This is a genomic window from Mycobacterium sp. RTGN4 (assembly GCF_033804635.1).
Taxonomy (GTDB): Bacteria; Actinomycetota; Actinomycetes; order Mycobacteriales; family Mycobacteriaceae; genus Mycobacterium.
In genome coordinates, this window is record NZ_JAPZLB010000003.1 from 372,778 (window position 1) to 394,874 (window position 22,097).

Annotated in this window: 21 protein-coding genes and 1 pseudogene; 11 read left to right on the forward strand and 11 right to left on the reverse strand. The window is 66.4% G+C overall.

What is annotated here, in order from left to right:
* The first annotated feature begins 32 nt into the window (after positions 1-32).
* The gene (locus SLQ30_RS08730; protein WP_319445857.1) at positions 33-1,508 is read left to right on the forward strand and encodes a gamma-aminobutyraldehyde dehydrogenase; all 1,476 of its coding nucleotides are present in this window, start codon (positions 33-35) and stop codon (positions 1,506-1,508) included.
* Positions 1,509-1,562: 54 nt separating this feature from the next.
* On the forward strand, positions 1,563-2,507 hold the full coding sequence (locus tag SLQ30_RS08735) for a sigma-70 family RNA polymerase sigma factor (RefSeq protein ID WP_319445858.1): 945 nt from the start codon (positions 1,563-1,565) through the stop codon (positions 2,505-2,507).
* Here SLQ30_RS08735 and SLQ30_RS08740 read toward each other — a convergent pair.
* Positions 2,446-3,048 (reverse strand): carboxymuconolactone decarboxylase family protein, encoded by a 603-nt coding sequence (locus SLQ30_RS08740; RefSeq protein WP_319445859.1) that lies wholly within the window; start codon positions 3,046-3,048, stop codon positions 2,446-2,448. The genes SLQ30_RS08735 and SLQ30_RS08740 overlap by 62 nt on opposite strands.
* Before the next feature lie 112 nt (positions 3,049-3,160).
* Between SLQ30_RS08740 and SLQ30_RS08745 the strand changes: the two genes are divergently transcribed.
* Complete coding sequence (locus SLQ30_RS08745) at positions 3,161-3,985, forward strand: LLM class flavin-dependent oxidoreductase (protein ID WP_319445860.1); 825 nt, start codon at positions 3,161-3,163, stop codon at positions 3,983-3,985.
* 31 nt (positions 3,986-4,016) lie between these two features.
* Here the strand turns inward: SLQ30_RS08745 and SLQ30_RS08750 are convergent, their stop codons facing one another.
* The 4 genes from SLQ30_RS08750 to sdhC are packed head-to-tail and all read right to left on the reverse strand — an operon-like array spanning position 4,017 to position 7,466.
* A complete protein-coding gene (locus SLQ30_RS08750; protein WP_319445861.1) occupies positions 4,017-4,808 on the reverse strand; it encodes a succinate dehydrogenase iron-sulfur subunit in 792 nt (263 codons plus the stop codon).
* Positions 4,809-6,563 (reverse strand): succinate dehydrogenase flavoprotein subunit, encoded by a 1,755-nt coding sequence (gene sdhA / locus SLQ30_RS08755; protein ID WP_319445862.1) that lies wholly within the window; start codon positions 6,561-6,563, stop codon positions 4,809-4,811.
* Positions 6,564-6,579: 16 nt separating this feature from the next.
* Positions 6,580-7,056 (reverse strand): succinate dehydrogenase hydrophobic membrane anchor subunit, encoded by a 477-nt coding sequence (locus tag SLQ30_RS08760; RefSeq protein WP_319445863.1) that lies wholly within the window; start codon positions 7,054-7,056, stop codon positions 6,580-6,582.
* Positions 7,053-7,466 (reverse strand): succinate dehydrogenase, cytochrome b556 subunit, encoded by a 414-nt coding sequence (sdhC, locus tag SLQ30_RS08765; protein ID WP_319445864.1) that lies wholly within the window; start codon positions 7,464-7,466, stop codon positions 7,053-7,055. The genes SLQ30_RS08760 and sdhC overlap by 4 nt, the downstream gene beginning before the upstream one ends.
* 239 nt (positions 7,467-7,705) lie before the next feature.
* On the opposite strand from sdhC, the gene SLQ30_RS08770 reads away from it, so the two are divergent.
* Both SLQ30_RS08770 and SLQ30_RS08775 read left to right on the forward strand, forming a co-directional pair.
* Entirely contained in the window at positions 7,706-8,110 is a 405-nt protein-coding gene (locus tag SLQ30_RS08770; RefSeq protein ID WP_319445865.1) for a cytidine deaminase, read from the forward strand.
* Positions 8,107-9,435, forward strand: a complete 1,329-nt coding sequence (locus tag SLQ30_RS08775) for a thymidine phosphorylase (protein WP_319445866.1) — start codon at positions 8,107-8,109, stop codon at positions 9,433-9,435. Before SLQ30_RS08770 ends, SLQ30_RS08775 begins: the two co-directional genes overlap by 4 nt.
* Here SLQ30_RS08775 and SLQ30_RS08780 read toward each other — a convergent pair.
* Positions 9,432-10,379, reverse strand: coding sequence for a pyridoxamine 5'-phosphate oxidase family protein (locus SLQ30_RS08780; RefSeq protein ID WP_319445867.1), 948 nt, complete (start codon positions 10,377-10,379; stop codon positions 9,432-9,434). The genes SLQ30_RS08775 and SLQ30_RS08780 overlap by 4 nt on opposite strands.
* 154 nt (positions 10,380-10,533) lie before the next feature.
* Between SLQ30_RS08780 and SLQ30_RS08785 the strand changes: the two genes are divergently transcribed.
* Complete coding sequence (locus tag SLQ30_RS08785) at positions 10,534-11,115, forward strand: TetR/AcrR family transcriptional regulator (RefSeq protein WP_319445868.1); 582 nt, start codon at positions 10,534-10,536, stop codon at positions 11,113-11,115.
* Between the two features lie 79 nt (positions 11,116-11,194).
* Positions 11,195-12,283: an adenosine deaminase gene (locus tag SLQ30_RS08790; protein WP_319445869.1), complete on the forward strand. Its 1,089-nt coding sequence runs from the start codon at positions 11,195-11,197 to the stop codon at positions 12,281-12,283.
* 65 nt (positions 12,284-12,348) lie between these two features.
* On the opposite strand, the gene SLQ30_RS08795 is transcribed toward SLQ30_RS08790, so the two are convergent.
* From SLQ30_RS08795 to SLQ30_RS08815, 5 genes and pseudogenes are all read right to left on the reverse strand, one after another.
* Positions 12,349-13,170, reverse strand: coding sequence for an alpha/beta hydrolase (locus tag SLQ30_RS08795; protein ID WP_319445870.1), 822 nt, complete (start codon positions 13,168-13,170; stop codon positions 12,349-12,351).
* 39 nt (positions 13,171-13,209) lie between these two features.
* Complete coding sequence (locus SLQ30_RS08800) at positions 13,210-14,478, reverse strand: primosomal protein (RefSeq protein ID WP_319445871.1); 1,269 nt, start codon at positions 14,476-14,478, stop codon at positions 13,210-13,212.
* Positions 14,479-14,524: 46 nt separating this feature from the next.
* Positions 14,525-15,028, reverse strand: a complete 504-nt coding sequence (locus SLQ30_RS08805; protein WP_319445872.1) for an SRPBCC family protein — start codon at positions 15,026-15,028, stop codon at positions 14,525-14,527.
* Between the two features lie 46 nt (positions 15,029-15,074).
* Positions 15,075-16,559: an amino acid permease gene (locus SLQ30_RS08810; protein WP_319446085.1), complete on the reverse strand. Its 1,485-nt coding sequence runs from the start codon at positions 16,557-16,559 to the stop codon at positions 15,075-15,077.
* Positions 16,560-16,642: 83 nt separating this feature from the next.
* Positions 16,643-16,822: pseudogene (locus tag SLQ30_RS08815) on the reverse strand (hypothetical protein); the annotation flags it as partial.
* A 157-nt stretch (positions 16,823-16,979) separates the two neighbouring features.
* On the opposite strand from SLQ30_RS08815, the gene SLQ30_RS08820 reads away from it, so the two are divergent.
* The 4 genes from SLQ30_RS08820 (at position 16,980) to SLQ30_RS08835 (ending at position 22,075) form a co-directional block, all read left to right on the forward strand.
* The gene (locus SLQ30_RS08820; RefSeq protein WP_319445874.1) at positions 16,980-18,023 is read left to right on the forward strand and encodes a zinc-binding dehydrogenase; all 1,044 of its coding nucleotides are present in this window, start codon (positions 16,980-16,982) and stop codon (positions 18,021-18,023) included.
* Between the two features lie 100 nt (positions 18,024-18,123).
* Positions 18,124-19,503, forward strand: coding sequence for a hypothetical protein (locus tag SLQ30_RS08825; protein ID WP_319445875.1), 1,380 nt, complete (start codon positions 18,124-18,126; stop codon positions 19,501-19,503).
* A gap of 87 nt (positions 19,504-19,590) precedes the next feature.
* Positions 19,591-20,928 carry a serine/threonine-protein kinase gene (locus SLQ30_RS08830; RefSeq protein ID WP_319445876.1) on the forward strand — a complete coding sequence of 446 codons (1,338 nt, stop codon included), beginning with the start codon at positions 19,591-19,593 and terminating at the stop codon, positions 20,926-20,928.
* Between the two features lie 16 nt (positions 20,929-20,944).
* Positions 20,945-22,075, forward strand: coding sequence for a BTAD domain-containing putative transcriptional regulator (locus SLQ30_RS08835; RefSeq protein ID WP_319445877.1), 1,131 nt, complete (start codon positions 20,945-20,947; stop codon positions 22,073-22,075).
* The last annotated feature ends 22 nt before the right edge of the window (positions 22,076-22,097 follow it).

Below are 22,097 nucleotides of genomic sequence, written 5' to 3' on the forward strand. Positions count from 1 at the left end.
TCGACTTCTGATGGTCGGCTAGCGTAAAAGTCATGCGGATCTCAAGCAGCTGGATCGACGGCGCCGCGGTGAACACCAGCGGCGAGTCACATCAAGTCATCGACCCCGCCACCGGCAAGGTGGTTGCCGAGTGCGCCCTCGCAACGCCTGCCGACGTCGACGACGCCGTGGCATCGGCGCGCGCGGCGTTGTCGGGTTGGGCCACGGCGACGCCGGTGGAACGATCGACGGTGCTCGCCAAGCTGGCGAAGTTGGCGGGCGAGCATGCCGAAGCGCTGGTGGCAGAAGAGGTCAGCCAGACGGGCAAGCCCGTTCGACTCGCGACCGAGTTCGACGTACCTGGCAGCGTGGACAACATCGATTTCTTCGCCGGTGCCGCACGCCACCTCGAGGGCAAGGCCACCGCCGAGTACTCCGCCGACCACACGTCAAGCATCCGCCGCGAGGCCATCGGCGTCGTCGCCACCATCACGCCGTGGAACTATCCGCTGCAGATGGCGGTGTGGAAGGTGCTGCCCGCGTTGGCGGCAGGCTGCTCCGTGGTGATCAAGCCCGCCGAGGTGACGCCGCTGACCACGCTGACGTTGGCGCGGCTCGCCAGCGAGGCCGGGCTGCCCGACGGCGTGTTCAACGTCCTGACTGGGGCGGGTAGTGACGTCGGCACGGCGCTGGCCGGGCACGCGGACGTCGACCTGGTGACGTTCACCGGCTCGACCGCGGTGGGGCGCAAGGTGATGTCGGCCGCGGCGTTGCACGGCCACCGCACGCAGCTCGAACTCGGCGGCAAGGCGCCGTTCCTGGTCTTCGACGACGCTGACCTGGACGCCGCCATCCAAGGTGCCGTCGCCGCGTCGTTGATCAACACCGGCCAGGACTGCACGGCCGCCACCCGGGCCATCGTCGCTCGGCCGTTGTATGACGACTTCGTCGCGGGGGTCGGTGAATTGATGAGCAAGATCGTCGTCGGCGACCCGCACGACCCCGACACCGACCTCGGCCCGCTGATCACGCCCGCCCATCGCGCGAAGGTCGCGGGCATGGTCGAGCGTGCGCCGGGCGAGGGGGGCCGCATCGTCACGGGCGGCACCGCCCCTGATCTACCTGGCTCGTTCTACCGGCCCACCTTGATCGCCGACGTCGACGAGCGCTCGGAGGTCTACCGCAACGAGATATTCGGCCCCGTGCTCGTCGCGCGTTCGTTCACCGATGACGACGATGGCATCCGGCAGGCGAACGACACGGAGTACGGCCTGGCCGCGTCGGCCTGGACGCGGGACGTCTACCGGGCGCAGCGCGCATCCCGGGAGATCCACGCCGGATGCGTGTGGATCAACGACCACATCCCGATCATCAGCGAGATGCCGCACGGTGGCGTTGGTGCCTCCGGCTTCGGCAAGGACATGAGCGATTACTCCTTCGAGGAGTACCTCACCATCAAGCACGTGATGAGCGATATCACCGCCAACGCCGAAAAGGACTGGCACCGAATCATCTTCAGTAAGCGCTAGCTCCCCGGCCTCACCGCTCCTCAAACACCGCAAGTTCGTCAGTACGCTGGACACGTGACCACCGTGCGCCAGACGGACGAGTTCGAGCGGCTCCGCTCGCATCTTTTGGCGGTCGCGTATCGGCTGACGGGCACGTTCGCCGACGCCGAGGATGCCGTGCAGGACGCCTGGCTGCGGTGGAACGCCCTTGGTGCCGAGCGCGACGCCATCTCTGACTTGCGGGCCTGGCTAACGACCGTGGTGAGCCGCATCGGGCTGGACCGGCTGCGGTCTGCGGCCCATCGCCGGGAGGCCTACTTCGGCGAGTGGCTTCCCGAGCCCGTCGTGAGCTCGCTCGACGGCTCCGATCCGCTCGCCGCAGTCGTCGCGGGGGAAGACGCCCGGTTCGCGGCCATGGTGGTGCTCGAACTCCTGACCCCCGATCAGCGGGTGGCCTTCGTGCTCCACGACGGATTCGCGGTGCCCTTCCCGGAGATCGCCGACGTGCTCGGGGTGAGCGCCCCCGCGGCACGCCAAATCGCATCTCGGGCCAGACGCACGGTGGCGGGTGCGTCCGCGCCGGCTCGTGATCCCTCGCACGATGAGGTCATTGGAAAACTGATGGGGGCCATGGCATCTGGTGACATCGCGGCCGTCGTCGCCGTGCTCCATCCCGACGTGACCTTCACCGGGGACTCGAACCGCAAGGCGCCCACCGCCGCCCGCGTCATCCACGGTTCCGACAAGGTCGCGCGGTTCATCTTCGGGCTGGCCAAGCGGTACGGTCCGCGGTTCTTCGAGGTGGGCGAGTTCGCGCTCGTCAACGGCGAACTCGGGCTCTACACCGAGGGCTTTGACGAGCACGAGCAATGGCCGGCGATGCAGCCCCACATCCAGGCGCTGACCGTCCGCGACGGAAAGGTCTGTGCGATATGGGACATCGCCAACCCGGACAAGTTCACCGGTTCGCCTCTGGCGCCTCGGTCGCCCACGGAACCTGGCACGCGTCACCGGAACTGAAGCCCTGCTCGGTGATGCCGAGTGCGGTGTTCATCCTGGCGCGCATGTTCTCGACGCCGATCTGGTAGGTCAACTCCATCACCCCGCTGTCGCCGAAGCGTCGCCGGAGGTCGTCGACCTGCTCATCGGTGACCAAGTGCGGATCCTTCGTCATGGCGTCGGCGTAGGCGATGGCCGCCCGCTCGTCGTCCGTGTAAAGCGGAGAAGTCGCATACTGATCCACGGTCTTGAGCCTTTCGACATCCAGCCCGTCGAGCCGGATCAACATGGCGCCGAAGTCGACGCACCACGAGCAGCCGACGGTCCGGGCAGTCCAGTACACCGCGAGCTCGCGCACATTCGACGGCAGCTTCTTCGAACCGCGTTCCAGCAGCGTCTCGTGGACGGCGTTGGCGACGAGCAGTGGCATGTGGTGGGCACCCACCGCGAACGGGACGGGCACTTCGCCGAAGCGGCGTTTGGCGTAGCGGTACATCAGTCGAGCCGTCAGCGAGGCCTTCTTGGGGGGCAGTGGCTCGATGCGAGGTCGTTGAGTAGTCATACCGATTGGACGAGGCAGCCCACCGATGTGTGACACCTAGTTGGGATTTCGGCGTCGAAACGGGCGCTCAGCGCGTGCCCCACACCGAAATCGCGGGAGCTGCGAGGATGCGATGGTGCGCTTCGGCTTCTACACGCCCAACTTCGACTTCTGCGGAGATGCTCTCGTGCTCTCGGAACTGGCTGGCGAGGCCGAGTCCGCGGGGTGGGACGGCTTCTTCATCTGGGACCACTTGCAGTTCATCGAGCCCGTGGCCGATCCATGGGTGGCGCTGACCGCCATGGCCCTGCGCACCGTGGAGATCCGACTGGGCACGCTGGTGACGCCGCTGCCACGCCGGCATCTCGGCAAGCTCGCTCGCGAGCTAATCACCTTGGACAACCTCTCCAACGGTCGCATCACGCTCGGTGCGGGCGCCGGGTACCCGCACCTTCCCGACTACGTGTCGTTCGGCGACGTCGGCGATCAAATCGAACGAGCGGCCCAGTTCGACGAGGCGCTCGAGGTGTTGTCGGCGTTGCTCTCCGGCGATCCCGTCAACCACGACGGTGCTCACTACCGCGTCCATTGCGACGCGTTTCAGCGCGGAGTCCAGCGGCCGCGGGTGCCGGTGTGGGTGGCCGCAACCTGGCCGGCCAAGAAGCCGACGCGACGCGCTGCGCGGTGGGACGGTGCCGTGCTGGCTGGCGAATTCGGACTGGAAGTCGCTCCCGACGACGTTCGGCGGGCGGTCGACTTCATCGGTGAAATACGTGGTGGAACAGAGGGTTTCGACATTATTCGGTTCGGGCAGACGACCGGACCCGACGACGTCGAGTCCGTCGGTGCGGTAGCCGCCGCGGGGGCCACCTGGTGGATCGAGTACGTCGCGCCCGCGGGGAGTTCGCTGGATGAAGTGCGGGCAAGGGTGCAGGCGGGGCCTCCCCGGCTGGGCTAAGTCAGCGGCACTGAGGTGCTCACGCAGCAAGTTAGCGGGCGAACAACAGCGCGCGCTTGACCTCTTGGATGGCCTTGGTGACCTGGATGCCGCGCGGGCAGGACTCGGTGCAGTTGAACGTGGTTCGACAGCGCCACACACCGTCGACCTCGTTGAGGATGTCGAGCCGCTCGGCGGCGCCCTCGTCACGGCTGTCGAAGATGAACCGGTGTGCGTTGACGATCGCCGCGGGCCCGAAGTACGAGCCCTCGTTCCAGAACACCGGGCAGCTGGTGGTGCAGCACGCGCACAGGATGCACTTGGTGGTGTCGTCGTAGCGGGCGCGGTCGGTCTGGCTCTGAATGCGTTCCTTGGTGGGCGGATTGCCCGTGGTCATCAGGAACGGCTTGACCGCGCGGAAGGCGTCGAAGAACGGCTCCATGTCGACGACGAGATCCTTCTCGACGGGCAGCCCGCGGATCGGCTCGATGGTGATGGTCAGCTGCTTGCCCGGCTTCTTCGGCAGCAGATCGCGCATGAGCACTTTGCACGCCAACCGGTTGACGCCGTTGATGCGCATGGCATCCGAACCGCACACGCCGTGTGCGCACGACCGCCGGAACGTCAACGTGCCGTCGAGATACCACTTCACGTAGTGCAGCAGATTGAGTAGCCGGTCGCTGGGCAGGCTCGGGACGCGAAAGCTCTCGAAGCCTGCGCCGTCGGGGTTTTCGGGGTTGAACCGCGCGATCTTCAGCGTGACCATGACGGCGCCGTCGGGCACCGGAGGCAGCGGCGGGTCGTCGGTTTCGGGCTTGTCTGTGACTTCTGCAACGGGTGTCATCTAGTACTTCCGTTCCATCGGCTCATACCGGGTCTGGACGACGGGCTTGTAGTCCAGCCGGATGTCGGACAGCAGATCAGTGCCTTCCTTGAAGGCCATGGTGTGACGCATGTAGTTGGTGTCGTCGCGGTTCGGGTAGTCCTCGCGGGCGTGCCCGCCGCGGGACTCCTTGCGATTCAGTGCTCCGACGACGGTGACCTCGGCCAGCTCAAGCAGGAAGCCGAGCTCGATGGCCTCCAGCAGATCGCTGTTGTAGCGCTTGCCCTTGTCGTGCACCGTGATTCGGGCGTAGCGCTCCTTGAGTGCGTGGATGTCGGTCAGCGCCTGCTTCAGGGTCTCCTCGGTGCGGAACACCGCGGCGTTGTTGTCCATCGACTGCTGCAGTGCGCCACGGATGTCGGCCACCCGCTCGTTGCCGTGCTCGGAGAGGATGTCGCCCACCCACCCCGTGACCATCGCGGCGGGCTCGGCAGGAAGGTCGATGAAGTCATGTCCCAGTGCGTAATTCGCCGCGGCGATGCCCGCGCGCCGGCCGAACACGTTGATGTCGAGCAGCGAGTTGGTGCCGAGCCGGTTGGCGCCGTGCACCGACACACACGCGCATTCGCCTGCGGCGTAGAGGCCGGGCACCACAGAATTGTTGTCGCGCAACACCTGTCCGTGCACGGTCGTCGGAATGCCACCCATCACGTAGTGGCACGTCGGGTACACCGGCACCAATTCGGTGACGGGGTCGACGCCCAGGTAGGTCCTGGCGAACTCGGTGATGTCGGGCAGTTTGGCCTCGAGCACGTCGGCCCCGAGGTGACGGACGTCGATGTAGACGTAGTCCTTGTTGGGGCCTGCCCCGCGGCCCTCGAGCACCTCGAGCACCATGGACCGCGCCACGATGTCGCGCGGCGCGAGGTCGACGATGGTCGGGGCGTAGCGCTCCATGAACCGCTCGCCCTCCCCGTTGAGCAGGCGGCCGCCCTCACCGCGGACCGCCTCCGAGATCAGGATGCCCAGCCCGGCGAGTCCGGTCGGATGGAATTGGTGGAACTCCATGTCCTCCAAGGGAAGTCCCTTGCGGAAGACGATGCCCAGTCCGTCGCCCGTCAACGTGTGGGCGTTCGACGTGGTCTTGTACATCCGGCCCGACCCGCCGGTGGCGAACACGATCGCCTTGGCGTGGAAGACGTGGATGTCACCGCTGGCCAGTTCGTAGGCGACCACGCCGGTCGCCACCGGGCCGCCGGGCGTGTCCGAGAGCACCAGATCCAACGCGTAGAACTCGTTGAAGAACTCAACGTCGTGCTTGACGCAGTTCTGATAGAGCGTCTGCAGGATCATGTGGCCGGTGCGGTCGGCGGCGTAGCAGGCCCTTCGCACGGGGGCCTTGCCGTGGTCGCGGGTGTGGCCGCCGAAGCGACGCTGGTCGATGCGGCCCTCGGGGGTGCGGTTGAACGGCATCCCCATCTTCTCGAGGTCGAGCACCGCGTCGATGGCTTCGCGGCACATGATCTCGACGGCGTCCTGGTCGGCGAGGTAGTCACCGCCCTTGACCGTGTCGAAGGTGTGCCACTCCCAGTTGTCGTCTTCGACGTTGGCCAGTGCGGCACACATCCCGCCCTGCGCCGCACCGGTGTGGCTACGCGTCGGATACAGCTTCGTCAGCACCGCGGTGCGCGCCCGTGGCCCGGACTCGACCGCCGCGCGCATGCCTGCGCCGCCTGCGCCGACGATCACGACGTCGTAGCGATGTTCAATCAGCATTTCCCAATCACCTGATTCACGAGATGTTCGCGTCGAACGTCAACAACACGTACGTGCCCAAAACCAGCGTGAACACCATCGACAGCACCAACAGGGTGTTGAGCCAGAACTTGGTGGAGTCCTTGCGCGTGTAGTCGGCGATGATCGTGCGCATGCCGTTGCCGCCGTGCAACTGCGCGAGCCACAACAGCAGCAGGTCCCACGTCTGCCAGAACGGCGTGGACCAACGCTGGGCGACGTAGTTGAAGTCGATGCGATACACGCCGTTCTGCCACATCAGCATGATGAAGAGGTGGCCGAGCGCCAGGAAGATCAGCACGACTCCGGAGCCCCGCATGAACAGCCACGTGTACTTCTCGAAGTTGGGCATGCCACTGCGTCGTCGTGGTGCGCGGGGGTTGTCCAGGCCGGCCGGGCGGTCGTAGTTCCGTTGCATGACCGGTGCGGGGCCGCCACGCTCGCTGACGTGGTCGTAGGGGTTCGCGCTGCTCATCGGAACTGCTCCCACATGTGCATGCCGAGTACGCCGAGGGCAGCGATGAATACGGCGATCCAAATGCCAAGTACCACCCAGAGCATCTGGCGCTGATAGCGGGGACCGTGCTGCCAGAAGTCGATGAGGATGACGCGGACGCCGTTGAGTGCGTGATACAGCACCGCGACAACGAGGCCCATCTCCATGAGGCCGACGATCGGCGTCTTATAGGTGTCGATGACCTCGTTGTAGGCCTCTGGGCTCACCCGCACTAGCGCGGTGTCGAGCACGTGGACGAAGAGGAAGAAGAAGATGGTGGCGCCGGTGATGCGATGCAGCACCCATGACCACATGCCCGGATCGCCGCGATAGAGGGTGCGGCGACGTCGCGGTGCCGGTATGTCGGAAGTGACCGTAGTGTCCGCCATGTCTCAGCCGGTTTCCAAGCTGATCATCCTCGACCTCCAACGTCATCGGTGGACGCGCGGGCTCGGCCCATACCCGAACCTGCGGGCGACTCTAATCCCAAATGTGGCACGCAAAGAACTAGCGTGGAGCCATTCGCGGAGGAAAAATCTCGGAAGTTAGGGTTGCCTGGCTAATGACGTGGCCACGAGACGAGGGCTTCGGAATGCATTCAGAATCTGGGCGACAGGGCTGATCTGACGTGGACGTGGACTGGAAACTCCTGCGGGACAAGGCAATCGAAGTCTCCGCGCACGCTCACGCGCCGTATTCGAAGTTTCCCGTCGGGGCTGCCGCACTCGTCGACGACGGGCGGATCGTCGTCGGTTGCAATGTGGAGAATGTCTCATATGGCCTAGGTCTCTGTGCCGAGTGCGCGGTGGCCTGCGCCCTACATTCCGGCGGCGGCGGGCGACTGCTCGCGCTGACGTGTGTGGACGGTTCCGGCCGCCTGCTCATGCCGTGCGGCAGGTGTCGCCAGGTGCTGCTCGAGCACGGCGGCCCGGACATGCTGATCGCCCACCCGTCGGGGCCACGGCCGCTGAGGGACCTGCTGCCCGATGCCTTCGGGCCAGACGACCTGGCTCGGGAAGATCAAAGCCGGTGACGCAGTCCACATTCGACGCGCGTGGCGCATGGTCGCATCTCGATGCTCCGTCAGTCATCAGGACCAAGCGCGACGGTGGGGTGCTTTCGGACGCCGCCATCGACTGGGTGATCGACGGGTACACCCACGGCCGAGTGCACGACGCACAGATGTCCGCGCTGCTGATGGCGATCTTCCTGCGCGGCATGACCTCCGCCGAGATCGCCCGCTGGACACGGGCGATGATCGCGTCCGGTGCGCGGTTCGACTTCGGCGACCTTAGCCGCGACGGCAAGCCGTTGGCGTTGGTGGACAAGCATTCCACCGGGGGAGTCGGTGACAAGATCACCATTCCCTTGGTCCCCATCGTGATGGCTTGCGGCGGCGCCGTGCCCCAAGCGGCCGGCCGCGGATTGGGCCACACCGGAGGCACGCTCGACAAGTTGGAGGCCATCTCCGGATTCACTGCCGAACTGCCGAAAGCGCAAATCCGCCAACAACTCCAAGACGTCGGTGCGGCGATCTTCGCCGCGGGCGACCTTGCGCCTGCCGACCGCAAGATCTACGCGCTGCGCGACGTCACCGCGACCACCGAATCGCTGCCGTTGATCGCCAGTTCGATAATGAGCAAGAAGCTCGCCGAGGGCGCCAACGCGCTGGTGCTCGACGTCAAGGTGGGACGCGGTGCGTTTCTCAAGACCGAAGCGGAGTCGCGCGAGCTGGCCCGCACCATGGTCGACCTTGGGAACGTCTACGGGGTGCCGACGCGGGCGCTGCTCACCGACATGAACCGCCCGCTGGGTCTGACGGTGGGCAATGCGGTCGAGGTCGCCGAGTCGCTCGAGGTGCTCGCCGGTGGTGGTCCTGCCGACGTGGTCGAACTGACGCTGGCGTTGGCCCGGGAAATGCTCGACGCGGCGGGCCTCGACGGTGTGGACCCGGCCCAGACGTTGCGGGACGGCACCGCGATGGACCGATTCCGCGCGCTGGTCGCCGCCCAGGGCGGCGACCTGTCGCAGCCGCTGCCGATCGGGGCACACCACGAGACGGTGACCGCATCCGGCGGCGGCGTGATGGGCGACATCGACGCCATGGCCGTGGCGATGGCGGCGTGGCGGCTCGGGGCAGGGCGCGCCGAGCCCGGTCACCCCGTGCAGTTCGGTGCCGGAGTGCGCATTCATCGTCGGCCCGGTGAACCCGTCGCCGCAGGCGAGCCGCTGTTCACGCTCTACACCGAAACTCCTGAGCGGATCCCGGCGGCGACGGCTGAGCTAGCGGGCGGCTGGAGTGTGGATGCCACCGCGCCCGACGTGGGTGCGCTGGTCATCGACCGCGTGGTGGGCTAACCGGCCAGTGACGGCACCCCCGCACGACGGGCCCTGATGAGGCCGATACGGCAGATCGCGCCAAGCAGGACCCGAAACAGAAGTCGTGACGGCGGCAGGCGATAACCGAGTTTGGTGTGCGGGGAGTACGTGAGCTCACCCGCCTCGTCAGGCGCGGCGAGCCACCCCGTCATGACCGCCTGGCGTTGACCCAGTGTGCCGTCTGAATATTGATGCGCGGTAAGCCCGGCGCGGCGCGCGCCGGTGGGTCGGAGCGCGCCAGGGGCAGACAGTTTGATTCCGTCCGGGGTTGCGCCGGCCACTCGGACCGGTGCGACGACGGGGTATCCGTCGCTGCCTGCCCAGCCGAGCAGCAGATGCGGCATCTGCGTGAGCTGCCGGACGGTACGCCGTAACCCAACTCTTGGCTCGATTCCGTTGCCCGGCGGTTTCTGTCGTGCCGGGAGGTCGTTGGGCAACGGGGTGCCAATGACCGTGGCCGCGCCGCGGCATGCCGAGTCATCGAAGCTCACAAGACGTTCTGCGGTGACCCGGATGGTGACCCTGTTCCAGAAGAACGGCGCGAGCCACCAGTCCCAGAACCGGCCGCCGAGCCGGTTGGGGCCAAGCTCGTTGTCGCCTTGGTCGAGCAATTGTTCGAGCTCATCGCGGTTCGGGTACCAGGAGAACGAAGCTCTACCGTGCAGAAGTAGGTACTGATCTCCCTCGCTGCGCCCTGGTTCACGGACATGAAATACCAATGCCACCTGTGGGTTTCGTTCGAGCCGCTCAAGCTTGCGGTATGCGGCGAGGTCGCTGGTCAAGGTGACCGTCCATGTCTCGGAATCCCAGCCGAAGTTGTTCACCGGGGTCAAGACCACGCCGTGCATCGGCGTCACCTGCGCCAGCATGATGGTCAGGTCACCGGCCAAGATGCCGTCGATGTCGTCGCTGAGTGTCGGCATGTCCGCCCCTCCTCTTTTGCATCAATACTGGACGCTGCGTCCATAAACATAAACATACGCGCCGTCCAGTAACATGGTCAATGTCATTCCGCCACAACGTGTGGGCGCACGGCAACTCCGAAATATCGAACGGCGCGTCTTGTAACGTTGAGGCATGTCGGTACGCGCACCAGGGAGACCGCGCAGCGAGCGCATCCGCCGTGCGGTGCTCGCTGCGGCTACCTCACTGGTCGACGAGAGCGGCTATGGAACGGCCACCATGGAAGCCATTGCCCGGCGCGCCGATGTCAGCAAGCAAACGGTGTATCGGTGGTGGCCATCGCCTGCAGCGATTCTGCTCGAGGCGCTCAACGACGGTGCGGCACGTATCGCGCCCCTCGTGGAAGCCGGTGGTCTGGACAACGACCTGCGGATATTCGTGCGGCGCAGCGTACTTGGCGCGCGCGGGCGGAACGCGAGGTTGCTGACCGCGTTGATGTCGGAGGCGCAGCGCGATGAATCGTTCGCCGAGTCGTTCCGCAACGGCTTTCTGGCCCAACGTCGCGGCGTCATGCGCGAACTGCTGGTGCGGGCCCGCGACCGAGGCGACCTGGCTCCCGGGGTCGACGTCGACGTCGTCGTCGAGATGTTCTTCGGCACACTGTGGTATCGCCTGCTGGCCGCGAGCGGACCGGTCAATACGCGCTTCGCCGACAAGCTCACCGATGCGCTGCTGACGGTGCTGCGCGCCGAGTAGTGGTCACCTTGGGGGCCTAGCGGTTGACACACCGTGAACTGCGCTGCCAAACGCGCGCACGTGCGCGCAAGATGGGTGGATGACCACACCGCTGACTCTGGACTCGATCAAGCAGGCTCCCAAGGCGCTGCTTCACGACCATCTCGACGGTGGACTGCGTCCGGCCACGGTCGTGGAGTTGGCCGCCGAGACCGGGTACGACGACCTGCCCGCCACTGACGTCGAAGAGTTGGCGACGTTCTTCCGCACCGCGGCGCACAGTGGGTCCCTGGTGCGCTACCTCGAGCCGTTCGCCCACACCGTCGGTGTCATGCAGACCCCGGAGGCCCTGCACCGGGTGGCCTTCGAATGCGTGGAGGACCTGGCCGCCGATTCCGTCGTCTACGCCGAGATCCGCTTTGCGCCCGAACTGCACATCGACCGTGGCCTGTCACTCGATGCGGTCGTCGACGCGGTACTGGCCGGGTTCGCCGACGGCCAGAAGGCGGCCGAGGCGGCCGGCCGGACGATCGTCGTGCGCTGCCTGGTCACCGCGATGCGGCACGCCGCCCGCTCGAGAGAGATCGCCGAGCTCGCCATCCGCTTCCGCGACAAGGGCGTCGTCGGCTTCGACATCGCAGGCGCCGAAGCGGGTTACCCTCCCACGCGACATCTGGACGCCTTCGAATACATGCGGAACAACAACGCCCGCTTCACCATTCATGCGGGAGAGGCGTTCGGACTGCCGTCCATTCAGGAGGCCATCGCGTTCTGCGGCGCCGACCGGCTGGGTCACGGCGTGCGGATCGTCGACGACATCGAGGTCCACTCCGATGACGACGCGACGCTTGGTCGACTGGCTTCGATCTTGCGGGACAAGCGGATTCCGCTGGAGATGTGTCCCAGTTCCAACGTGCAAACCGGGGCCGTCGCCAGCATCGCCGAGCACCCCTTCGCCCTGTTGGCACGGCTCCGGTTCCGGGTGACCGTGAACACCGACAACCGGCTCATGAGCGACACCACGATGAGCCAGGAGATGCTGCGCCTGGTCGAAGCGTTCGGCTACGGCTGGAGCGATCTGGAGCGGTTCACGATCAATGCGATGAAGTCGTCGTTCATCCCATTCCGCGAGCGACTGGCGCTGATCGACGACGTCATCAAGCCGCGCTACGCCGTCCTCGTCGGCTGAACCCACCTCGCGATTTCGGCGCGCTAATCGGGACTCACCCCCGAAAGCCGCGCCGAAATCGCAAGTTAGGCCAGCACTTCGCGCAGCCGGTCGGCGAACGCGCCGGGAGCTCCGATGAAGCCGCCGTGGTCGCCGGGAAATTCGACCGGTGCGGTGCCCAGAAGCTCGCACAGCGCAAGCGACGTCCGGCACGTCAGCAGGTGGCCCGAGTCGGCGCCGAGCCCGATCGCCACCCGAGTCGGCCCGTTCTTCAGCGCATCGATGTCGGGGCGAAACGCAATGGTGTCCCGCATTTCGTGGTCGAAGAAGCGCGTCATGTCGGCGAGTCGCCTGGCCTGCTCGTCGGGGGTCGGCTCGGGTCCTACCGGGGCACCGCCGTCGGCCACGTCGAAGCCTGCGTTCGCCATGAACTTCGCCCATGCGGCGGCGGGCCCGTCGCGGTGGAAGGTCTCGATCATGTCCTCGGTGGCGGCCCGTTGCTGCTCGGCGTCGGGGAGTAGTTCGGTGACCGGTGGCTCGTGCGCGACCAGTGTGCGCACGCGGCCAGGATGCTGGGTGACGAGCGCCAGGCCGGTGACCGCGCCGCCACTGGAACCGAACACGTCGGCCGATTCGGCGTCGAGCGCGTCGAGGATGGCGGCGACGTCGTCGGCGCGCAGATTCGGCGTGGCGTCCTGATCGGGGTCGTCGATGGTGCTGCCCGCCAGCCCACGCGGGTCGTAGGTGACGACGGTGTGGTCGACGGCGAGCGCGTGCGCCAAGGGCGCGAAGTCCGCAGCGGGCATCGGTGAGCCGATGACGAAGAGCAATGGCCCGCTCCCGCGCACTTCGTAGTGCAGTCGGGCGCCGGCAACGTCGAGCGAGTGGGAAACGAGTCCGTCAGTCATGGTCATGTGAACGTAGACCGGAGCACCGACGGAAACTCATCACTCCTGGCGAAGCCGCGATTCGACGAAGGCCTCCAGCTTGTCCCACTGTGCGACGGCCTTGGCGTACGGCGTCGGCGGCTTGCCGACCTTGTCCGGCGACAGCACGTGCGCGACGTACCGGCCCAGCGGCTGGTCGATGTCCAGCGCGTCGTCGACGGTGGTGTCCTCCGCGTAATCGCTGACGTCCCTGAGCAATTCGACGGCCAGTTCCAGCTGATCGCGGTCGACGGCGTCGGGGCCATCGGCGAGGTCATCGGAAATGCCCGTCAGCACGTAGATGTTGTCCTCGATGACCTTGATCCGGAGCGAGCCGTCGGTCGCCGCGGTGCGGATGTCCTCGTACGTGCTGAACCCCGACAGGTCGCTCTCGTGTTCGTCAGCGAGGTAGCGCGCCAGCGTTCGTTCGGAGGTGAACACGCTGATGCGGCCGTTGCGGCCGAGGAAGCGCGGGCTGTCATCGAAGTAGCAGCGCAACGTGTGATAGGTGCCGGAGCCCGTCATCACCCGGATCGGGTCGATGCCGACCTGCACCCAGAAGTCTTCGTGGCTTCCCAGCAGCTGGCCCTCGGCCTCGGCGTCGAGCGCCTCGGACTCCGTGTCGGTGTCGACGACGTCGTCGATGACGAGCTCTTCGTCGGCTGATGCGTCCGGCTCATCGAGCTCCGGGGCGGGCTCGGCCAGTTCGGCCTCTGCCTTCTTGGACGCGGCCGCGTCGACGTCGGGCACGGTGACGACCCCGTCGATGGCGTCGACGACGCCGTCCCAGCTGCGCCCGATCACGGCCTCGATCTCGGTCCAGCGCTTGCGTCCAGGGCGACCCGCGAACGCGTCGATGCCGCCGCCGAGCGAGCCGAGCACGGGGTTGCCGTTGAAGAACTTCGCCACCGCGGTCAGGTCGCACACCGACCCGAGCGCCTGCACGACGGCCAACGCCTTCAGCAGCGTCTCGACCGACTCCTCAGTCGGCTTCTCGGCGACCAGTTCGGGCACGCTGACGAGGTCGTGCTGACGGGCCTCCGGCGGATCGAGCAGATGCGCGTTCGCCTCGGTCAACGCCGCCCACGCGGGGTGGTCGGTGAGGTCGTTGTCCTTGCTGGTCCGGACGAACGCCACCAGATCGGCGACCGATTCGAAGGCGTAGAGGTCCTCATCCTTGCCGAGGAAGCCTTGCCATTCGTCCTCGTCGTCGCGCCAAAGGGGAGCCCACAACGTGTAGAGATCACCCTTGGTCAGCCCGAGCCGTACCGGCACGATGTCTGCAGCCATGCGGCACAGCCTAACGACGCCGTCTGGAGGGCTTGGATGCGGTGGCTCAGGGGCGGGCGAAGTAGCGCTCGCCGTCGGCGGCCGCGCGCCCGAACGCCAGCTTGAGTGCCGGAGCCAGCGGCTTGAACGGCCACCTAAGTGCCGCCTTGGGCTCGAGCGCCACCGTCCACGTGTACCGCGTGGCCGCGCCGTCGGACCCCTCCGGTTCCACGACGTAGTCCTCGGCGAACCGCTGGAAGATGGGCAGGTTCGCCTCGTAGACGGCGAACGAGTAGCGATGCCCGTCGTCCCAGTGGAAGAAGCGTTCACGCACCTTGGCCAGCCCAGGTGCCAGCGCCACTTCCCGGGTGGTGCCGACGCCGAAGGGGCGCGGGCTCAGCCAGTTCAACGCGGTGACGCTGGAACCCCAGGCCGATAGCGACTCGTCGGACACCAGCGACTCCCACACCCGTTCGGGTGGTGCGGCGAATCGCTTCGAGTACCGGAACACGTGCGGTGCCGACGTGAAGAAGTCTTCGTCGACGGGGTCCACCGGATACCAGCGCGTCATGACCAACACCATGCCAAATTCAGGCTGCGGCCAAAAGCCGCGGCACTTATTCCTTCTTGCCGGGCGGCGGCCGGTTCGCGACCACCGGGAACTGACCGGTGTAGCCCTCGCGCTCTTGTGCGACGGCCAGCACTCTCGACCGGACGGCGAACCAGCCGACTACCAGCGCCGGGATGATGAGCACCAACAGCCCAACGGTCCAGGTGCCGATCGGCGGGTCGAGGGCCATCAAGACGAGCACCCCGAAGAGGAACAGCAGCGTGAGGTAGCCGGTCCACGGCGTGCCCCACAGCCGGAACGACGGCCGCTGCAGGATGCCCTTCTTCGACCATCGGTAGAGCTGGATCTGACAGATCACGATGGTGCCCCACGAAGCGATGATGCCGAGTGCGGCGACGTTCAGCACGATCTCGAATGCCTGCGCGGGCACGATGCCGTTGAGCAGCACGCCGAACAGGCCGATCACCGCGGTCAGGCATATGCCGCCGTACGGCACCCCGCGTTTGTTCATCAGCGAGGTGAACTTCGGCGCGCTGCCGTTCATCGCCATCGACCGCAGGATCCGGCCTGTTGAGTACAGGCCGGCGTTGAGGCTCGAGAAGGCGGCCGTCAAGACGACGATGTTCATGATGGTGCCCGCACCCTCGATGCCGATCTTCGAGAAGAAGGTGACGAACGGGCTCTCGCCGGACTTGTACGCCGTGTACGGGAGCAGCAGTCCGAGCAGGAAGACGGAGCCCACGTAGAACAGCGCGATGCGGGCGATGACGGAGTTGATCGCGCGCGGCATGATCTTCTCCGGGTTGGCGGTCTCGCCTGCCGCCGTGCCGACGAGTTCGACGGCGGCGTAGGCGAACACCACGCCAGAGGTGACGATGACCAGCGGGAACAGTCCGGTCGGGAACAGTCCGCCGTGGTCTTGGATCACGCTGAAGCCCGTCGACTGCCCCTGGATCTTGTAACGGCCTGCCAGGAAGATCGTGCCTGCAACCAGGAACGTCACCAGCGCAACGACTTTGATCAGGGCGGCCCAGAACTCGAGTTCGCCGAACACCTTCACCGAGATCATGTTCATCCCGAGCACTAGCGCCAGCGCGATCAACGCGATGAGCCACTGCGGGATCGGTCCGAACGCCTTCCAGAAGTGGAAGTAGGTGGCGATGGCGGTCGAGTCGACGATCGCGGTCATCGCCCAGTTCAGGAAGTACATCCAGCCTGCGACGAAGGCCGCCTTCTCGCCGAGGAACTCACGGGCGTAGGACACGAAGGACCCCGACGATGGTCTGTGCAGAACCAGTTCGCCGAGGGCCCGCAGAATCAGGAAGACGAAGATGCCGCAGAACGCGTACACCAGGAACAAGCCCGGACCCGCGCTGTGCAGCCTGCCGCCAGCACCGAGGAACAACCCGGTGCCGATCGCGCCACCGATCGCGATCATCTGGAGTTGGCGAGGTTTGAGGCCCTTCTCGTAACCCTCGTCTTCGGTCGTGAACGCGGAGTTGTCGTACTCCTCCTGCTTGGGGTCTGCGATCGTTGGGTCGCTCGGCTCCGTGGTCACGAGGGTGCTCCGTCCGAGGGGGTAGTCGGTTTCACTGGCGGCGGTTTGGAGGTGTCGTTGATGTCTCGGAACGTGAACGCGAACCCGAACACCCCAAGGATGGCGGCGATCGCATACCCGAGGATCGACCACCACCCCACATGCAAATACGCGGTGACCGCGACGATGAACATCGCGAGGAACACCATGGACATTCCGATCAACGGAATCTTGGCTGTTAGGTCGATGCGTGCCATGAACGTCACCTCGCGCTGTCGAGGGGCCGCAGCGGCCCCGAATCCGAACCTGAACTTCGCGTGAATCGAGTAGATACCCAGATCCTCAGCAAAAACTCAGAAATCGCAGACTCACAGGGAAGCGCAACATTGACGCAACACGCGGCACGATGACTGCATGCGCGCGGTGGTCTTCGAGGAGTTCGGCGGTCCCATCGACGTCCGGTCGGTCGCCGATCCCACGCCGGCGCCCGACGGTGTCGTCGTCGAGGTGCACGCGACGGGGCTGTGTCACAGCGACTGGCATGCATGGGCCGGGCATGACGACGGGGTGGCATTGCCCCACGTACCTGGTCACGAGTTGGTCGGCCTGGTGGCCTCGGTGGGCGCCGACGTCCGACGCTGGAAGATCGGCGACCGGGTCACCACCCCGTTCGTGTGCGGGTGCGGAAGGTGCGAGTGGTGTCGACTCGGACAGGCGCAGGTATGTCCCGACCAGACCCAGCCCGGCTTCACACACTGGGGTTCGTTCGCCGAATACGTTGCGTTGCACGCGGCCGACACCAACTTGGTAGCCGTCCCCGAAGTCGTCGGCGACGCCGCCGCGGCGGCCCTGGGTTGTCGATTCGCGACGGCGTACCGCGCGCTGCATGCCAGAGCCGGGGTCAGCCGCGGCGAGTGGGTCACGATCGTCGGCGTCGGCGGAGTTGGCTTGAGCGCCGTCCAGATCGCGGTGGCTGCAGACGCCAAAGTGGTTGCGGTTGACCGCAATCCAGCGGCGCTGGCCTTGGCGCGAAGCCTGGGCGCCGAACACACCGTGCTCGCCGACGGTCGCGATGTCGCCGCCGAGGTGCATGAGCTGACCGGTGGCGGCAGCCACGTCGCGGTTGACGCTGTCGGCACGGCGGTCACGTGTGCGGACGCCATCGGATGCCTACGACGCCGCGGCCGTCACGTGCAGGTCGGGCTGCTGCCCAGCGTTGGCGGGCACCCTGCGGTGCCGATGGATCGGGTCATCGCCTGGGAGTTGGACGTGCTCGGCAGCCATGGCATGGCCAGCGTCGACTACCCCGACATGTTGCGGCTCGTCGAGGCGGACACGTTGCGCCCGCAGGCGCTGGTCGAGCGCGTCGTCGGACTGGCCGAAGGGGCCCGGCTGTTGCCGCTTGTCGACACTGCGACTCCGGTCGGCGTTACCGTCATCGACCCGCGAATGTCCTGAAAAGCCCGTCCCCAAGCTTTCTTTGAGAAAGCTCCAAGCCGGTCCACAGATGCTGTGTTCGCCCGCGAAGGCCGAACTCATCGATTAGGGACCCACCGCAATGTCTGTCGCGCTACTCACCAAGCCGGACGTCGGCGATGCCCATCAGGTCAGCGACGCCACGGGTATCGCGCCATGCCTACCGCTGTTGCGGCGAATCCTCAAGCACCCGAGCGTGATGCACTACAACCGGCTCGTCGCGCTGGTGATGACGGTCAACCTCGGATCGGCTGGCTATGGCGTCACGGCCGCGAACTGGTGGACATCGGACGGTGCCGAGTTGGGCGCCATCGCACTAGTGGCGCAGACGAATCTCGCTGCCGCCGTGATCTTTCGGCAGCAGTTCGTGCTCAATGCGTTGGCCTGGCTGGTGACCCGGCCGCCGACGTCCTGGCCGCTGCGGGTGCGGTGGACGCTCGGCAAGTACTACCACTTCGGCGGTTTGCACGTCGGCGCCGCCGTTGCCGGGACGCTGTGGTATCTGACCCTCGTGACGTCGATGATCCGCGACGCCGTCGCCGGTGTCGGTGAGGCGTCGAACGCCCACATGATCCTCGGGGCCACCATCGCCACCACGTTCGCCGTCATGGTGGTGATGGCACTGCCGCGGCTGCGCGCCGCACAGCACGATCGTTTCGAGGTGACCCATCGGTTCTGCGGCTGGGCCGCGCTGGTGCTGGTGTGGATCAACACCATGCTGTTCGTCGACGGAGCTCGCGGCGATCGGTCGTTCGGCTCGGCGCTGTTGGGGGCGCCGGCTTTTTGGCTGGTCGTGGTCAGCGTGGCCTTGGCCGTCTGGCCGTGGCTGCTGCTGCGTCGCGTCCCGGTCAGCTGCGAGCGGCCGTCGTCGCACGCGGTGGTGCTGCGGCTTGATCACGGCGTGACCCCTGCCATCGGCACCACCCGGCCGATCAGCCGTCGGCCGTTCGTGGGTTGGCACCACTTTGCAAACGTGCCAAGTGCTCCGGGCACGACCGGGTACCGCATGTTGGTCTCGCGTGCCGGTGACTGGACCTCTGAGCTCATCGACGCACCGCCGACGCATGTATGGGTGCGTGGTATTCCGACGGTGGGCGTGGCCAACGTGCGCAAGTTGTTCACCAAGGTCGTGCTGGTGGCCACCGGCAGCGGCATTGGGCCCGTGCTGGGCCACTTGCTCGACCCATCCGTTCCGGCTCGGCTGGTCTGGGTGACGAAGAACCCGCGCCTCACCTACGGCGACGCGTTCGTCGACGAGATCGAGGCCGCTCAGCCCGACGCGATGATGTGGGATACCGGTGCGCTTGGCAAGCCCGATGTGCTGGCGCTGGCCCATGCGGCATACGTCGAATCGGGTGCCGAGGCCGTCATCTGCGTCTCCAACCGCACCGTCACCTGGCAGGTGGTGCACGGCCTGGAGCGCTGCGGGATACCGGCGTTCGGCCCGATTTGGGATTCCTGAGCTAGGTGGGTTTCGCGAGTATCGTCTGCATCGCCTGAGTATTTGGGCGACACTGCCCTTGTACCCGAAGGGATCAGGGGGTTCGCCGTGGAGTCGCGCGTCGGTACGGCGTTCGGCAAGTACAACATCATCAGCCTGCTCGGCAAGGGCGGAATGGGTGAGGTGTACGAGGCGTACGACACCGACAAGAACCGAACCGTCGCGCTGAAGATACTCGCCGATGGGTTGTCGAACGACGCCACCTTTCGGAAGCGTTTTCAGCGTGAGTCCCACGCGGCGGCAGTGCTGCAGGAACCACACGTCATTCCCATTCACGATTGGGGCGAGATCGACGGCAGGCTCTACATCGACATGCGCCTGGTGCGCGGGCACACGCTCGATGAACTGATCGCGAAGGGTCCGCTGGAACCGTCCCGGGCGGTGGCCATCATCGGTCAGATCGGTGCTGCGCTGGATGCGTCGCATGCCGAGGGGCTGATGCATCGCGACATCAAGCCGCACAACATCATCGTCACCCAGGCCGATTTCGCCTACCTGGTCGACTTCGGCATCGCCGAAACGAGGGGTGACACCCGGTTGACGACCGCGGGGACTCCGATCGGCACCTTCAATTACATGGCGCCCGAACGGTTCTCCGACAAGGACGCCACCCCTGCGGTCGACGTGTACGCGCTGGCGTGCGTGCTGTACGAAGCGCTGACCGGAGACAGTCCGTTTGCCCGTGACAGTCTCGAGAATCTGGTCGCGGCCCATCTCGTCTCGCCGCCTCCGCAGCCGAGCGTCACCAACGCGCGCGTTCCTGCGACGTTCGACGCGGTCATCGCCCGAGGCATGGCCAAGGACCCCGATGACCGGTACGGAACCGCCGGCGGCCTGGTGCGAGCGGCGCAGCGCGCGGTCGACGGTGGCAATCAGACCCTCGTCATGCCGCTCGGCGCAGCGCCTTCAGATCCCGCGGAGGTGCTGGCGGATAGTTACGTCGGCCGTCAGCGACGGGGTTGGCTGCTGCCGAGCGTGATCGCCGTCGCGGCGGTGCTGATCCTGGGCGGCGTGGTCATCGGACTGCTCGCCCAGCAGAAAGGCGGGCCGACTCCGCTGCCCCCGCAGGTGACCGGGTCCGACCAGACGGCCGACGGCGAGCCGCCGTCTCGCGGCGTTGTCTTGCAGCAACCCAGCCTCGAGGTACGGGCCGAGCCAGTGCGCACCGCCACGGTCATCGGCTTCTTGCCGTATGAAACTGACGTCTTCATCGTCTGCACGACGATCGGGGATGTCGTGGAAGGGCCGGGAGTCGGCGGAGGACCGTCGATATCCACCCCGGTATGGAACAAGGTCCGCACTGCCCTGGACGGCGCCGACCTCGGCTTCGTACCCGATGCGTGGGTGGATACGGGCACGGCCCAACCCCAGGCGCGTACCTGCTAGTGGGGACGATGACATCGTGAATTCGAACCCCGTCGGTTTCGGAGTGCTTGGGCCGCTTGAGCTGACTGCCGGGAGCACACCGGTGCCGTTGGGCTCCCGGAAGCAGCGTGCGGTGCTGGCCATGCTGGTGATCAATCGCAATCGAGTGGTGGACAGTGAAGCGTTGATCGACGCAGTGTGGGGAGCGCGGGCGCCGCAGGAGGCCCGCGCGAGCCTGCACACCTACGTGTCCAACCTGCGCCGGTTGCTGAACGACGCCGGCGTCGACGGGCGCACGGTCCTTGCGGCCGCGCCTCCTGGTTACCGACTTAACGTGCCCGACATCGATTGCGATATAGGCCGATTCATCAGCGAGAAGGCTTCCGGTGTACGCGCGGCGGCGGCCGGTCAGTTCGAACTGGCCAGCAGGCACCTGGCGGCCGCGTTGGCGCAGTGGCGTGGCCGGGTACTCGAGGACCTACCCGACTTCGAGTTCGTCGCGTCCTTCGGCGCCGCGCTCGTCGAGGACGAGGTCAACGTACACACCGCCCATGCGGAAGCCGAAATCGCCTGTGGGCGCGCCAATGCCGTGATCAGTGCGCTCGAGCGCCTCACGGCCGAGCATCCTTATCGCGAGCCGCTGTGGGCGCAACTGATCGTCGCCTACTACCTCGCCGAACGGCAATCCGACGCCCTTGACGCCTACCGCCGTTTGAAGACCGCACTCTCCGAAGACCTCGGCATCGAGCCAGGGCCGACGATCCGAGCCCTGCACGAGCGGGTGCTACGCCAGGAAGTCTTGGACGTAAGACGTGCCGCACTCACCGCCGCCTCGGCCACCGCGAGCGTCCTCGACGGACGGATCACGGCGACCGGCAAGCCCGCCGTGGCGCGCCTGCATGCGGGCTCGGGAGAAGTCCATGCCCTGACGGGGGCGGCCACTCGGGTGGGCCGGCTTGCCGACAATGACATCGTGCTTGACGACGCCGACGTGAGCCGCCACCACGCCGTGGTGAGCGACACGGGCACGAGCTTCGTCATTACCGATTTGCGCTCTGCCAACGGCGTTTACGTACAAGGCCGTCGAATCCGAGGCAGTGTCGCGCTCGCCGACCGTGACCAGATCCGGATATGTCATCACGAGTTCGTCTTCGAGCTCGAGGGCTGAGGCCCCAGGTTCAGCAGCCTCC